Below are 14,172 nucleotides of genomic sequence, written 5' to 3'. Positions count from 1 at the left end.
ATCCCGCGGGGATCAGTCGCCGTGGATGTCGCGCGGACGCCAGAGCACGATGTCGGTGGCACGACGCACGCGGGCACCGTGGCGGAGGGTGACGACCGAGCCCGTGGCTCCGGCCGCGAAGACGCGTGCGCCCGGGCGCGACTGGCGCTCGAGGGTGAGCTGACGCTCGAGGTCGTTCACCCGACGGGCGAGATCGTGCACCTGCTGCTCGAGGGTGAGCAGGCGGGCGATGGCGGGGAGGCTCATGCCCTCGCCCGACATCCGGGCGACCTCGCGCAGCTGGTGAACGTGGCGGCTCGAGTACCTCCGCGATCCGCCCTGGGTGCGCGCGGGCACGACGAGACCGAGCCGGTCGTACTGCCGCAACGTCTGCGGGTGCATGTTCGACAGCTCCGCCGCGGCGGCGATGGCGAAGATGGGGGCGTCTTCGTCGATCTCCCTCTCGGACACGGTCTCTCCTCTCCGTCGCTCCAGCGGGTCCCCGGCATCCTGTGACGACGGATGCCGGGAGACCTCTCGTCCTGCAGTTCTACCGCGCTTTGGCCATCAGGTCGGCGCGGGGGTTCTCTTTCGGTTGCAGTGCCTGGAACCGCTCGAGCGCTTCGCGGGCGGCATCGTCGAGGTGGGCGGGAACCGCGACCTGCACCTCGGCGAGCAGATCGCCCGAGCCCTTGGTCGACTCGATCCCGCGGCCCTTGACGCGCAGGACGCGCCCCGACGGGGTGCCGGGCGCGACGCGGAGCCGCACCGGGTCGCCGCCGAGGGTGGGGACCTCGATGGTCGCGCCGAGGGCCGCTTCGGTGAAGGTCACCGGCACCGTCACCCGCAGGTTGAGGCCGTCGCGTGTGAACACCGGGTGCGGGCGCACCGCGACGGTCACCACGATGTCGCCGCTCTCTCCACCGTCGGGAGATTTACGGCCGCGGCCGCGGAGACGGATCTTCTGCCCATCGGAGACGCCGGCCGGGATCTTCACCTTGAAGGGCACGTTGTCTTCGCCCTGGAGGGTGATGGTCTCGCCCTTGGCTGCCGTGACGAAGTCGATCGTCGTGCGCGCCGTGACGTCGGACCCGCGCTGCGGGCCGCCGAAGCCGCGGAATCCACCGGTGGTCTGACCGAACCGGCCGGAGCCGAAGCCGCCGCCCTGCTGATCGAACATCGAGAAGATGTCCTCGAAGCCGGGCTGCGGCTGCTGCCCCCGGCCCTGGCCGAACCGGCTGAAGACGTCGTCGAAGCCCCCGCCACCGCCCGTCCCCGGAGCCGAGAAGCGCGCCCCCGAGCCCATGGCCCGGATCTGGTCGTACTCCTCGCGCTGTTCGGGGTCGTTGAGCACCGAGTAGGCCTCGCTGATCTCCTTGAACTTCGCCTCGGCCTTCGCGTCTCCCGGGTTCGAGTCGGGGTGGTACTGACGCGCGAGCTTGCGGTAGGTCTTCTTCAGATCGGCCGCGCTGACGCTCTTATCGACACCGAGGACCTGGTAGAAGTCCTTGTCGAACCAGTCCTGACTCGCCATTGGTCCTCCTCTCAGGCCGGCACGGCGACGACGACCTTCGCCGGTCGCAGTTCGACCGAGCCGAGGCGGTAACCGACCTCGACGACCTCGAGGATCGTCGTCTCGGTCGCACCGGGGGTCGGAGCCTGGAAGATCGCCTCGTGCTGCTGCGGGTCGAACACGTCGCCGACGGCGCCGTACGACACCACGCCGAGACGCTCGGCTACGGCGCGAACCTTGTCGCCGATGGCGGCGAAGGGCGTGCCTTCGACGAGATCGCCGTGCTTGACGGCGCGGTCGAGATCGTCCATGACGGGCAGCAGGCCCTTCACGGCCTCTCCCTTGGCCCGCTCGATCTCGCGCTCGCGCTGCTCCTCGGTGCGCCGACGGTAGTTGGCGTACTCCGCCTGGAGTCGCTTGAGGTCGATCAGCAGCGAGGCTTCTTTGTCGGAGGAGGCCCCCTCGGCTGCGGCCTCGGGCGTCTGCTCGGCGCCGAGGATGTCGTCGATGGTCAGGCCCTCGGCATCGGCGTCCTGCGTCTCGGACTGCTCGCCCGACGGCGCGGGGCCGGAGGTGTTCTCCTCCGGCCCCGTCTCGTCAGGACCGGCGCCCGAGCCCGTGGGCTGTTCGTCGTCCTTGTGTGCCATGTTCTCTGCTTACTTCTTCTCTTCTTCGGGCTTGTCGTCTTCGACGACCTCGGCGTCGATGACGTCTTCCTCGGGGTTCGGCGTCTCACCGTTGCCGGGCTGGCCGACGTTCGGGTCGGCGGGCTGACCCGCGGCCTGCGAGGAGGCGTAGATGGCCTCGCCGAGCTTGCCCTGGCTGGCGTTCAGCTTGTCGAACGCGGCCTTGACCGCGTCGTCATCGTCACCGGCGAGAGCCGTCTTGAGCGCGTCGACGTCGCCCTGGACCTCGGTCTTGACCTCGGCGGGGAGCTTGTCGTCGTTCTCTTTGATGAGCTTGTCGATCGAGTACGACAGGGTCTCGGCCTGGTTGCGCGTCTCTGCGGACTCGCGGCGCTTCTTGTCGTCGGCCGCGTTCTCTTCGGCCTCGCGCACCATGCGCTCGATGTCCTCCTTGGGCAGCGACGAGCCGCCCGTGATGGTCATCGACTGCTCCTTGCCGGTGCCCTTGTCCTTCGCCGAGACGTGCACGATGCCGTTCGCGTCGATGTCGAAGGTGACCTCCACCTGCGGGATGCCACGGGGAGCCGGAGCGATGCCGGTGAGCTCGAAGGTGCCGAGCGGCTTGTTGTCGCGGGTGAACTCGCGCTCGCCCTGGAAGACCTGGATCGCGACCGACGGCTGGTTGTCGTCGGCCGTGGTGAAGGTCTCGCTGCGCTTGGTCGGGATGGCCGTGTTGCGCTCGATGAGCTTGGTCATGATGCCGCCCTTGGTCTCGATACCGAGGCTCAGGGGGGTGACGTCGATGAGCAGGACGTCCTTGCGCTCGCCCTTGAGGACACCGGCCTGGAGGGCTGCACCCACGGCCACGACCTCGTCGGGGTTCACGCCCTTGTTGGCATCTTTGCCCGTCTCCTTCTTGACGAGCTCGGCGACCGCGGGCATGCGGGTCGAGCCGCCGACGAGCACCACGTGGGCGATGTCGTCGACCTTGACGCCGGCCTCGCGGATGACGTCGGAGAAGGGCTTGCGGGTGCGGTCGAGCAGGTCCTTGGTGAGGTCCTCGAACTTGGCACGGGTGAGGGTCTCGCTCAGCGAGACGGGGCCCGAGTCGGTCAGCGACAGGTAGGGGAGGTTGATGCTCGTCGACGTGGAGGACGACAGCTCCTTCTTCGCCTGCTCGGCCGCTTCCTTCAGACGCTGCAGGGCGATCTTGTCACCCGAGACGTCGACACCGGTGGTGTCCTTGAACTGCTTGATGAGGTACTCGACGACGCGCTGGTCCCAGTCGTCGCCACCGAGGCGGTTGTCACCGGAGGTGGCGCGCACCTGGATGGTGGAGAAGTCGTCGTCCTTGCCCACCTCGAGCAGCGACACGTCGAACGTTCCGCCACCGAGGTCGAAGACCAGGATGAGCTCGTCTTCCTTACCCTTGTCGAGGCCGTAGGCCAGCGCAGCCGCGGTCGGCTCGTTGATGATGCGCAGCACGTTCAGGCCCGCGATCTCGCCGGCCTCCTTCGTGGCCTGACGCTCGGCGTCGTTGAAGTACGCGGGCACCGTGATGACGGCATCCGCCACGCTGTCGCCGAGGTACTCTTCGGCGTCGCGCTTGAGTTTCTGCAGGATGCGCGCCGAGATCTCCTGCGGCGTCCACTTCTTGCCGTCGACGTCGAAGCTCCAGGTGGTGCCCATGTGGCGCTTGACACTGGAGATGGTGCGGTCGACGTTGGTGACGGCCTGGCGCTTGGCGGTCTCGCCGACGAGCACCTCGCCGTCCTTCGTGTACGCGACGACCGAGGGGGTCGTGCGGAAACCCTCGGCGTTGGCGATGACCTTGGGCTCGCCACCCTCGAGCACGCTCACGACGGAGTTGGTCGTACCGAGGTCGATTCCCACTGCACGGGGCATATGTGTCTCCTTGCTTGTGAGCCGGACGTGTGCCACGGCTCGAGGTTGGTGCGAAGTCTGCTTCGCGGGTTGAGCCGCGATGACTCAAGGTTACCGCGGCCCTCCGGAGAGGTCAAGGTGACTTGATATGAATTGGCTCAACTTCTGGGTGGCGCGCCGTCAGGTCGGACTCGTGCGGTGCTCGCGGCGTCCGGATGCGACGTCTTGGGGCGCGATCGGCCGCTCGGGGCACGATCCGCCCGCCCCGAACGGCAGAACCCGCCCCGAACCCGGGGAACCGACGGGGTCGCCCCCGCGGACGCACGACACCCCCGCGACCCGGAGGTCGGCGGGGGTGTCGGACGGATGCCGGGAATCCGGCGCAGGGGCCGGGGCGTCGATCAGTCGCGGTCGCGGTCGCTCTCGCGGCGCTGGGGACGGTCGCTGCGCTTGGCGGAGCGTCCGCCGCCGTCGAGGCGCAGGTCGATCAGCTGACCCGAGATGCGGGTGTCGGCGAGGCGGCCGATCGTGTCGCTCGACAGGTCGACCGGCAGCTCGACGAGCGAGAAGTCCTGGCGGATCTGGATCGCACCGAAGTCGTTGCGGCGCAGCCCGCCCTCGTTCGCGAGAGCGCCGACGATCTGGCGGGGCTCGACGCGCTGACGACGACCGACGGCGATGCGGTAGGTCGCGAAGCGGCCGGAGGTGTCGCGGCGCGGGCCACCTTCGCGCGAGCCACCGTCACGAGACCCGCCGTCGCGCCCCCCGCCGTCACGCGCTGGACGCTCGGTGTCGAAGCGCTGCTGGCGGAAGGCCTCGGCCTCAAGCAGGAGCGGGGTGTCGCCCTGGGCGACGACGGCGAGGGCCGCGGCCACGTCGGCCTCGGGAACGTCGTGGTGCTCGACGTAGTGGGCCACGACGTCGCGGAAGGTGGCGATCGCCGCGGTGTCTTCGAGCGCGGTGGTGATCGCGTCGTCGAAGCGGGTGAGGCGTGTGGCGTTGACGTCGTCGACGCTCGGCAGCGACATCTCGGTCAGCGGCTGGCGCGTCGCCTTCTCGATCGCGGTGAGCATGCGGCGCTCGCGCGGGGTGACGAAGCTGATCGCGTCTCCGGTGCGGCCGGCGCGACCGGTGCGGCCGATGCGGTGCACGTACGACTCGGTGTCGATCGGCAGGTCGTAGTTGACGACGTGGCTGATGCGGTCCACGTCGAGACCGCGCGCGGCGACGTCGGTGGCGACGAGGATGTCGAGCTTGCCGGACTTCAGCTGGTTGACCGTGCGCTCGCGCTGCACCTGGGCGACGTCGCCGTTGATCGCGGCGGCGGTGTACCCGCGGGCGCGGAGCTTCTCGGCGACCGTCTCGGTCTCGTTCTTGGTGCGGGTGAAGACGATCATGCCCTCGAAGTTCTCGACCTCGAGGATGCGCGTGAGGGCGTCGATCTTCTGCTGGTACGACACGATCAGATAGCGCTGGGTGATGTTCGTGGAGGTCGCGGTCTTGGTCTTGACCGTGATCTCTTCGGGGTCGTTCAGGTACTGCGCCGAAATGCGACGGATCTGCGCCGGCATGGTGGCCGAGAAGAGCGCCACCTGCTTCGTCTTGGGGGTGTCGGCGAGGATCGTCTCGACGTCTTCGGCGAAGCCCATCTTGAGCATCTCGTCGGCCTCGTCGAGCACGAGGTACTTCAACTCGCTCAGGTCGAGCGTGCCCTTGTCGAGGTGGTCCATGATGCGGCCGGGCGTGCCCACGACGATGTCGACGCCGCGGCGCAGTGCCGACAGCTGCTGGCCGTAGCCCTGCCCGCCGTAGACGGGGAGCACCGAGACGCCCTTGATGTGCGCGGCGTACTTCTCGAACGCCTCGCACACCTGCAGCGCGAGCTCGCGGGTGGGGGCGAGCACGAGGGCCTGGGGATTCTTGTGTCCGGTCTCCATCTGCGAGAGCACGGGCAAGGCGAAGGCCGCGGTCTTGCCGGTACCGGTCTGGGCGAGACCGACGACGTCGCGACCCTGAAGGAGCACGGGAATGGTCGCGGCCTGGATGGCGGAGGGGGTCTCGTAGCCGACGTCTTTGAGGGCCTTGAGCACGTTGGCATCCAGACCCAGATCGGAGAAGGTGAGGGGGGCGGGAGCGGTCTCCGCCTCAGCGGAGTCGACGGGGATTTCGGATGCCATGACTCCACGGTAGTCGGCTCCACGCTCGCGCGCGGGCGTGGGGATAACCTGAACGCGCCCGGCACCGCCGGCGATGCGAGATCCCGGGCATCGCCGGGTGTTCACAGAAGGGTTCTAGCGTGACCGACATGCCTTCGCCCGGGCCCGTTCCGCCCCCCGAATCCGCCCGCCGTCCCGTGATCGCCTGGGCCCTGTGGGACTGGGGTTCTGCGGCGTTCAACGCCGTCGTGACGACCTTCGTCTTCAGCACCTATCTGGCGAGCTCGCTCTTCGTCGACCCGGCCGTCCGAGCCGCGGCGAACGGGAACGCCGACGACCCCGCCCTCGTGCGGGCGCTCGCCGACAACGCCAGTGCCGTCGGCGTCGCCCTGATGATCGCGGGCATCGTCGTCGCGCTCGTGGCCCCCGTCCTCGGGCAGCGCTCCGACGGTACGGGCCGACGCAAGCTCTGGCTGGGCGTCAACACCGGCGTGGTCGTGCTCGCGATGGCGGCGATGGTGTTCGTCGAGGGCACGCCGGGATACCTCGTGCTGGGCGCCACCCTGCTCGCCGTCGGCAACGTCTTCTTCGAGTTCGCCAGCGTCAACTACTACGCCATGCTCACGCAGGTCTCCACGCGCGAGAACATCGGCCGCGTCTCGGGCTTCGGCTGGGGCATGGGATACGTCGGCGGCATCGTGCTGCTGCTCCTGCTCCTGGTGCTGTTCATCCAGAGTTTCGGCGATCCGGATGCCGGGGGCCTCCTCGCCGTCACCGAGGAGGGCGGGCTCAACATCCGGCTCGCGGTCCTCGCCTCCGCCCTCTGGTACGCGGTGTTCGCGATTCCGGTGCTGCTGCGCGTGCCCGAGATCCCGGCGCAGGACCGCCAGGTGCGGGTCGGCTTCCTCCGCTCCTACGTCGTGCTGTGGGGGACGCTGCGCTCCCTCTGGCGCGACAGCCGCCAGGTGCTGCTGTTCCTCGCCGCCAGCGCCCTCTTCCGCGACGGTCTCGCGGGGGTGTTCACCTTCGGGGCGATCATCGCGGCGCAGGTGTTCGGCTTCACCTCCACCGAGGTGCTCTACTTCGCCGTCGCGGCCAACCTCGTCGCCGGGGTCAGCACGTTCGTCGCCGGGCGTCTCGACGACCGGTTCGGGCCGAAACGCGTGATCCTGGCATCCCTCGCCAGCCTCATCGTGCTCGGCACCGTCCTGCTCTTCATCGGAACGTCGCAGACCGGATTCTGGATCGTGGGTCTGGGCCTCGGCGCCTTCGTCGGCCCCGTGCAGTCGGCCAGCCGCTCGTTCCTCGCCCGGGTGGCTCCCGAGGGCCGCGAGGGCGAGATCTTCGGCCTTTACGCCACGACCGGCCGCGCGGTGTCGTTCCTCGCGCCGGGCCTGTTCGCGTTGTTCGTCGGCGTGACGGGCGACACGCGCCTCGGCATCCTGGGCATCGTGCTGATCCTCGCCGCGGGCCTGCTGCTCCTGCTTCCGGTCAAGGCGAAGGGCGCTGTCATCCGCTGACCAGCCCGGCGATGTCGCCGGAGGTGACCGGATGCCGGGAGCTCAGTCGCGGGGCCAGGCGTCGGCGAACTTCGCCAGCAGGCGCGCGAACTCGGTGCGCTCGTCGTCACTGAAGGACTCGAGGGCGGAGCGCACGGCATCCCGCCGGCGTCCGCGGAAGCCCGACACGAGTCCCTGGCCCTCGGGCGTCAGCCGCACGCGGGTGCGTCGCGCGTCGTCGGGGTCGGGCTCGCGCGCGACGAGACCCAGCTCGACCGACTGCTGCACGAGGCGGGATGCGCGGGGCTGGTCGACCCCCACCGCGTCGGCGATCTCGCCGACCGACAGCGATCCCGATGCCGCGACGAGCGCGTCGAGCATGCGCAGACGGGCGGGCCCTCCGAAGCGTCCGTGCGCGGGGTCGGCCCACGGCGGCGCGCCGCGGCCCCACGGACCCCCGTGGCCACCGTGCGGGTGGTGGTGCGCCTCGGGCGGGAAGGGCGGACGCGGGCGCCGGCCACGCAGACGCGCGAGGGCTGCGGCGATCTCGTCGGCGGCATCGGTGGACATACCGGGATTTTACATGTCGCTTGACAAGCAACCGGAATACATGTCACAGTACATTCGTTGTCACATGACATGCACCGGCGGATCCTCCGCCGACGAAAGGACCCCCATGAACACCTCCACACCTCCTGATCCCCGCGCACTCGCGCATCGCCTCACCACGGTCGGCCACGCGCTGCACCACCGTCTGTTCGCGCAGTTGCACGACAGCGGCATCCATCCCAAGACCCTCCTGCTGCTCAGCGCCGTGGACGGACGCATCGACGCCCCCTGGGTGCTCGATCGTCTGGCTCGCGGAGGCAAGCGCGTCACCGCCCTGGCCGACCGGGGCTGGATCGCTCGCTCCGGTGGGGACGGCGACGGCTGGTCGCTGACCGACGAGGGCCGCGCCCTCCTCGACCGCGTGGATGCCGAGCGCTCAGCGCTGCTGGCCGACGTGCCGGCCGAGCACCTCGCGAACCTGACCGCAGCGCTCGACGCGCTCGCGGCGACCCTCGACGTCGACGGCGCCGACACGGCCGGTCCTGGCCCCCGCGGAGGCTTCCGCGTCGTGCCCGGCGTCGGCCGACACGGCTTCGGCCCCGACCCCCGCAGGGCCTTCGGTCCGAACGAGCACCGCGGGTTCCGCGTGGGCGAACGCGGCGCAGGCCCCTCCCCCCAGCGTCCGGCTCACCCCGCCGAGCGCCCCGGCTCCGACCCGGGCGAACGCGACGCGTCCGGCGCGCACGGGTTCGGCCGCCCGTCACACGGGCAGGGTCTCGGCGCGCACGAGCGCTGCCACCCCGCACACGAGCACCGCGGTGGAGAACACGGTCACGACGGAGGCCTCCGCCACGATCGTCGCCGTGGCCACGAGCGCGCTTTCGAGCGCGGCTTCGACGCCGGCTACCAGCGCGGCCGCGAGGCGGGCGCCCCTCCGGCACCGCAGGAGTGAGGACTCCCGCATGAGCCTGGCGACACCGGCGCCGTCCGCGGCCGCGGCCCCCGAGCGGGACCACGGTCGCGGACCGCGAGTTACTGCGTTCCGGCTGTTCACGCAACATCCGCGGCCGTACGTGACGCCCCGTGTCACTCCGCGACGCTCCGAGACGCACTCGTTGTCCGGCATCCGCAGACCGCCCTAGCGTCTCTCGGAGTGTCGCCGGTATGCCGCACCGGCGCAGCGAAGGAACAGCCGCATCGTGACCACCAGCCAGACCCCACCGCGCGCCGCCACCCGGCCGCCGCGACCGTCGACCAAGCCCAACGGGCAGTGGAAGATCGACGGCACCACGCCTCTCAACGGCAACGAGGAGTGGAAGCAGGTCGACGACGGCCTCGCGGTGCGCGAGCGCATCGAGAACGTCTACGCCCGCGGCGGCTTCGCCTCCATCGACCCGACCGACCTGCACGGCCGGTTCCGCGTCTGGGGCCTCTACACCCAGCGCAAGCCCGGCATCGACGGCGGTCGCACCGCCACCCTGAGCCCCGAAGAGCTCGAGGACGCCTACTTCATGCTGCGCGTGCGCATCGACGGCGGCCAGCTCACCACTGCGCAACTGCGCGTCATCGCCGGCATCTCGCAGGAGTTCGGCCGCGACACCGCCGACCTCACCGACCGTCAGAACGTGCAACTGCACTGGGTCGAGGTCGAGTCGATGCCCGAGATCTGGCGCCGGCTCGAAGCGGTCGGCCTCGGCACGACCGAGGCGTGCGGCGACGTCCCGCGCGTCGTGCTCGGCTCCCCCGTCGCGGGGATCTCCGCCGAGGAGCTCATCGACCCGACGCCGCAGATCGACGAGATCACGAGCCGCTTCATCGGCGACCCGACGCTGTCGAACCTTCCCCGCAAGTTCAAGTCGGCCATCACCGGCCACCCCAACCACGACGTGGTGCACGAGATCAACGACGTCGCCTTCGTCGCGGTCGACCACCCCGAGCTCGGCATCGGCTACGACCTGTGGGTCGGTGGCGGCCTGTCGACCGCCCCGCGCCTCGGCGAGCGCCTGGGCGTCTTCGTCGCACCCGAGCGGGTCGCCGAGGCCTGGCACGGCGTCGCGCAGATCTTCCGCGACTACGGCTACCGGCGCCTCCGCAACAAGGCGCGCCTGAAGTTCCTGCTCGCGGAGTGGGGCACGGAGAGATTCCGTCGGGTGCTGCAGGACGAATACCTCGGCTACGCCCTGCCCGACGGTCCGGCGCTCCCCCAGCCCGCAGCTCCCGGTGACCACGTCGGCATCCATCGTCAGAAGGACGGCCGCTTCTACGTCGGCGCAACGCCCATCGTCGGCCGCGTCTCGGGCACCACGCTCGCCCGCCTCGCCGACCTCATCGAGGAGCACGGCTCGACGCGGCTGCGCACGACCCCGCATCAGAAGGTCGTGATCCTCGACATCCCCGAGGACCGGGTCGAGTCCCTCGTCGCCGGTCTCGACGCGCTGGGTCTGCAGGCGCGGCCCAGCCTCATCCGCCGCGGCACCATCGCGTGCACGGGCATCGAGTTCTGCAAGCTCGCGATCGTCGAGACCAAGGTGAACGCCACCGCCGCGGTCCTCGACCTCGAAGAGCGCCTCGCCGCCTTCGATCTGCCGCACCCGATCTCGTTGCACGTCAACGGCTGCCCCAACTCCTGCGCCCGCATCCAGACCGCCGACATCGGGCTGAAGGGTCAGCTCGTGACCATCGACGGCGAGCAGGTGCCCGGCTATCAGGTGCACCTCGGCGGAGGCCTCGCCTCGCAGGACCGCGACGAGGCCGGCCTCGGTCGCACCGTCCGCGACCTCAAGGTCGCCGCCGACGGCATCGCCGACTACGTCGACCGGGTCGTCCGTCGCTTCCTCGACGACCGCGACGCCGCCGTCGACGAGACCTTCGCCCAGTGGGCGCACCGCGCCGACGAGGAGGCCCTGCAGTGACCGTGTCCCTCGCGCCCCGCATCGCCGTGCGCCGCAGCGCCGCCGAGCTCGAAGCCCTCGCCGAGCAGGGCAACGTCGAGCTCCGCAGCCTCGCCGCCGACGAAGCGACCCCCGCCGAGGTCATCGCCTGGGTGGCCCGCCACTTCGCGCCCGAGGCGGCGGCCGTCGCCTGCTCGATGGCGGATGCCGCGCTGCCGCACCTCGTGGCCGAGCAGCTGCCGAACGTCGACGTGCTCTTCCTCGACACCGGCTACCACTTCCGCGAGACCCACGTCACGCGTGACGAGGTCGACCGCGCCCTCGACGTGCGCGTCGTCGACGTGCTGCCCGAGCAGACGGTCGCGGAACAGGATGCCGAGTTCGGCGCTCGTCTGTACGAGCGGGACCCCGCGCTGTGCTGCGCCCGCCGAAAGGTCGACCCCCTGCAGGGCGCGCTCGGCGGCTACGAGGTGTGGTTCACCGGCGTCCGCCGCGACGAGGCACCCACGCGCACGAACACCCCGCTGGTCAGCTGGGACGAGCGCAACGGCCTCGTCAAGGTGAACCCGGTCGCCGCGTGGAGCTTCGACGACCTCATCGGCTACGCCAACGGCCACGCCGTGCCGGTCAACCTCCTCCTCACCCACGGCTACCCCTCCATCGGGTGCGAGCCGTGCACGCGCCCGGTCGCCCCGGGCGAAGATCCCCGGTCCGGCCGCTGGGCGGGCCTGTCCAAGACCGAATGCGGGTTGCACACATGAGCGCTGTGTCCACGGCATCCACTGCCCTCTCCACCCTCGACCTGCTCGAGGCCGAGGCGATCCACGTCATCCGCGAGGTCGTCGCCGAGTTCGAGCGGCCCGTGCTGCTCTTCTCGGGGGGCAAGGACTCCGTCGTCGTGCTGCACCTGGCGACGAAGGCCTTCGCCCCGGGGCGTGTGCCCTTCCCCGTGCTGCACGTCGACACCGGGCACAACTTCCCCGAGGTGCTGCGCTTCCGCGACGACACCGTCGAGCGTCTCGGCCTGCGCCTCGAGGTCGCGCGCGTGCAGGACTACATCGACGACGGGCGCCTCCAGGAGCGTGCCGACGGCACGCGCAACCCGCTGCAGACGCTGCCCCTGCTCGACGCGATCGCCGCCGGCCGCCACGACGCCGTCTTCGGCGGGGCACGCCGCGACGAGGACAAGGCCCGGGCGAAGGAGCGCATCATCTCGCTGCGCGACGAGTTCGGCCAGTGGGACCCCCGCAACCAGCGGCCGGAGCTGTGGAGTCTGTACAACGGCCGCCACACCCCCGGCCAGCACGTGCGGGCGTTCCCCATCTCGAACTGGACCGAGCTCGACATCTGGCGCTACATCGAGCGTGAGGACATCGCGCTGCCGCCGCTGTACTTCGCCCACGAGCGCGAGGTGTACCGCCGCGGCGACATGTGGCATCCGGTCGGCCCGTTCTCCCCTCCCCGCGAGGGCGAGAGCGTCGAGGTGCGCACCGTCCGCTACCGCACGGTCGGCGACATGAGCTGCACCGGAGCGGTCGAATCGGATGCCGCCGACCTGCCGTCCATCGTCGCCGAGGTCGCACGCACCACCATCACCGAGCGGGGGGCCACCCGCGCCGACGACCGTCTCAGCGAGGCGGCCATGGAGGATCGCAAGAAGGACGGGTACTTCTGATGTCGCTCGACACCCTCGAGGCGCCGGTCACCACGACCGAGCCGACGCTCTTCCGCTTCGCCGCCGCGGGCTCCGTCGACGACGGCAAATCCACGCTCGTCGGGCGCCTGCTGCACGATGCCAAGGCGATCCTCGCCGACCAGCTCGAGCAGGTCGCGCGCACCTCGGCCGACCGCGGCTTCGCGCACGGCGCGTTCGACTTCGCGCTGCTCACCGACGGCCTGCGCGCCGAGCGCGAGCAGGGCATCACCATCGACGTCGCCTACCGCTACTTCGCCACCGGCACGCGGTCGTTCATCCTCGCCGACTGCCCCGGCCACGTGCAGTACACGCGCAACATGGTCACGGGCTCCACGACGGCCGACGCCGTCGTCGTGCTCGTCGACGCCCGCGCCGGAGTCGTCGAGCAGACGCGCCGCCACCTGGCCGTGGTCGCGCTGCTGCGCGTGCCGCACGTGATCATCGCCGTGAACAAGATCGACCTCGTCGACTTCTCGGCCGAGGTGTTCGCCCGCGTCGCCGTCGACGCGCGTTCGGTCGCGACCGAGCTCGAGATCGACGACCTGCACGTGCTGCCCGTGTCGGCACTCGAGGGCGACAACATCGTCGACCGCTCGACCCGTACGCCCTGGTACGACGGCCCCGCGCTGCTCGAGCTGCTCGAGACGCTCCCCTCGGCCGACGAGTCCGTCGGCGTCGGCGAGCCGCTGCGCCTGCCCGTGCAGTCGGTCATCCGCCCGCAGGGAGGACTCTCCCCCGAGCTCGCGGCCGACCCCGAGACCGCCACGGCCCTGCGCGACTACCGCGCCGTCGCCGGGCGCATCTCGCGCGGCGCCGTGCGCGTGGGCGACGAGGTCGAGGTGTCGGGCTCGGGCGTTCGCACGGTGGTGCGCGGCATCCGGGTCGCGGGTGTCCCCGCCGACAGCGCGGTGGCCCCGCAGTCGGTGTCGCTCGAACTCGCCGACGACGTGGATGCCGCCCGGGGCGCCGTCATCGCCTCGGCGGGCACGCTGCGCCCGGCCCGCCGCGAGGCCGACGTCGAGCTCTTCCAGCTCGACGCGCGACCCCTCACCCCTGGCGCGCGTGTGCTCGTGAAGCACGGCACCGCCACGGTGCAGGCGATCGTGGCATCCATCGATTCGCGCTACGACCTCGACGCCCTCACCCACGTCGAGGCCGACCGGCTGCAGACCAACGACATCGGCCGCGCGCGACTGCGCCTGGCCGCCGACCTGCCGCTGGAGCCCTACCGCGACAGCCGCCACGAGGGCTCGTTCCTCGTCATCCATCCGTCCGACGGCGCGACTCTGGCCGCCGGAATCGTGCGCTGACCGGCGTACGCGACACGGGGCGCGGACCAGCGCCCCGAAGAACCCGTGCGTCGACCGACGCACGACTAC

At 70.6% G+C, this 14,172-nt stretch carries 12 protein-coding genes; 6 read left to right on the top strand and 6 right to left on the bottom strand.

What is annotated here, in order from left to right:
- Positions 1-12: 12 nt before the first annotated feature.
- The 5 genes from FHS07_RS07170 to FHS07_RS07150 form a co-directional block, all read right to left on the bottom strand.
- Complete coding sequence (locus FHS07_RS07170; protein ID WP_183419127.1) at positions 13-450, bottom strand: heat shock protein transcriptional repressor HspR; 438 nt, start codon at positions 448-450, stop codon at positions 13-15.
- A gap of 79 nt (positions 451-529) precedes the next feature.
- Positions 530-1,513, bottom strand: a complete 984-nt coding sequence (locus FHS07_RS07165) for a DnaJ C-terminal domain-containing protein (protein WP_183419126.1) — start codon at positions 1,511-1,513, stop codon at positions 530-532.
- 11 nt (positions 1,514-1,524) lie between these two features.
- Positions 1,525-2,139, bottom strand: coding sequence for a nucleotide exchange factor GrpE (locus FHS07_RS07160; protein WP_183419125.1), 615 nt, complete (start codon positions 2,137-2,139; stop codon positions 1,525-1,527).
- Between the two features lie 9 nt (positions 2,140-2,148).
- A complete protein-coding gene (gene dnaK / locus FHS07_RS07155; protein WP_183419124.1) occupies positions 2,149-4,023 on the bottom strand; it encodes a molecular chaperone DnaK in 1,875 nt (624 codons plus the stop codon).
- 380 nt (positions 4,024-4,403) lie between these two features.
- Complete coding sequence (locus FHS07_RS07150; RefSeq protein ID WP_183419123.1) at positions 4,404-6,179, bottom strand: DEAD/DEAH box helicase; 1,776 nt, start codon at positions 6,177-6,179, stop codon at positions 4,404-4,406.
- A 128-nt stretch (positions 6,180-6,307) separates the two neighbouring features.
- Here FHS07_RS07150 and FHS07_RS07145 point away from each other — a divergent pair, with 128 nt between their 5' ends.
- Positions 6,308-7,678: an MFS transporter gene (locus tag FHS07_RS07145; RefSeq protein WP_183419442.1), complete on the top strand. Its 1,371-nt coding sequence runs from the start codon at positions 6,308-6,310 to the stop codon at positions 7,676-7,678.
- Between the two features lie 42 nt (positions 7,679-7,720).
- On the opposite strand, the gene FHS07_RS16465 is transcribed toward FHS07_RS07145, so the two are convergent.
- Entirely contained in the window at positions 7,721-8,227 is a 507-nt protein-coding gene (locus FHS07_RS16465; RefSeq protein WP_246383135.1) for a MarR family winged helix-turn-helix transcriptional regulator, read from the bottom strand.
- A gap of 106 nt (positions 8,228-8,333) precedes the next feature.
- Between FHS07_RS16465 and FHS07_RS07135 the strand changes: the two genes are divergently transcribed.
- From FHS07_RS07135 to FHS07_RS07115, 5 genes are all read left to right on the top strand, one after another.
- Positions 8,334-9,158 carry a helix-turn-helix domain-containing protein gene (locus FHS07_RS07135; protein ID WP_183419122.1) on the top strand — a complete coding sequence of 275 codons (825 nt, stop codon included), beginning with the start codon at positions 8,334-8,336 and terminating at the stop codon, positions 9,156-9,158.
- Between the two features lie 244 nt (positions 9,159-9,402).
- Entirely contained in the window at positions 9,403-11,118 is a 1,716-nt protein-coding gene (locus FHS07_RS07130; protein ID WP_183419440.1) for a nitrite/sulfite reductase, read from the top strand.
- Positions 11,115-11,858: a phosphoadenylyl-sulfate reductase gene (locus FHS07_RS07125; RefSeq protein WP_183419121.1), complete on the top strand. Its 744-nt coding sequence runs from the start codon at positions 11,115-11,117 to the stop codon at positions 11,856-11,858. The genes FHS07_RS07130 and FHS07_RS07125 overlap by 4 nt, the downstream gene beginning before the upstream one ends.
- Positions 11,855-12,772, top strand: a complete 918-nt coding sequence (gene cysD, locus FHS07_RS07120) for a sulfate adenylyltransferase subunit CysD (RefSeq protein WP_246383133.1) — start codon at positions 11,855-11,857, stop codon at positions 12,770-12,772. The genes FHS07_RS07125 and cysD overlap by 4 nt, the downstream gene beginning before the upstream one ends.
- The gene (locus tag FHS07_RS07115) at positions 12,772-14,103 is read left to right on the top strand and encodes a sulfate adenylyltransferase subunit 1 (protein ID WP_183419119.1); all 1,332 of its coding nucleotides are present in this window, start codon (positions 12,772-12,774) and stop codon (positions 14,101-14,103) included. Before cysD ends, FHS07_RS07115 begins: the two co-directional genes overlap by 1 nt.
- Positions 14,104-14,172 lie beyond the last annotated feature (69 nt).

This window comes from Microbacterium proteolyticum, assembly GCF_014192415.1.
Lineage (GTDB): Bacteria > Actinomycetota > Actinomycetes > Actinomycetales > Microbacteriaceae > Microbacterium > Microbacterium proteolyticum.
The sequence above is the reverse complement of the archived record's forward strand: the minus strand, read 5'-3'. Positions and strand labels throughout refer to the sequence as shown.

Excerpts from the sequence above, each read along its gene's own strand:
- FHS07_RS07165 (WP_183419126.1), bottom strand. The coding sequence starts at position 1,513 with ATGGCGAGTCAGGACTGGTTCGACAAGGACTTCTACCAGGTCCTCGGT.
- FHS07_RS07115 (WP_183419119.1), top strand. The coding sequence starts at position 12,772 with ATGTCGCTCGACACCCTCGAGGCGCCGGTCACCACGACCGAGCCGACG.
- dnaK (WP_183419124.1), bottom strand. The coding sequence starts at position 4,023 with ATGCCCCGTGCAGTGGGAATCGACCTCGGTACGACCAACTCCGTCGTG.
- FHS07_RS07135 (WP_183419122.1), top strand. The coding sequence starts at position 8,334 with ATGAACACCTCCACACCTCCTGATCCCCGCGCACTCGCGCATCGCCTC.
- cysD (WP_246383133.1), top strand. The coding sequence starts at position 11,855 with ATGAGCGCTGTGTCCACGGCATCCACTGCCCTCTCCACCCTCGACCTG.
- FHS07_RS07150 (WP_183419123.1), bottom strand. The coding sequence starts at position 6,179 with ATGGCATCCGAAATCCCCGTCGACTCCGCTGAGGCGGAGACCGCTCCC.
- FHS07_RS16465 (WP_246383135.1), bottom strand. The coding sequence starts at position 8,227 with ATGTCCACCGATGCCGCCGACGAGATCGCCGCAGCCCTCGCGCGTCTG.
- FHS07_RS07160 (WP_183419125.1), bottom strand. The coding sequence starts at position 2,139 with ATGGCACACAAGGACGACGAACAGCCCACGGGCTCGGGCGCCGGTCCT.
- FHS07_RS07145 (WP_183419442.1), top strand. The coding sequence starts at position 6,308 with ATGCCTTCGCCCGGGCCCGTTCCGCCCCCCGAATCCGCCCGCCGTCCC.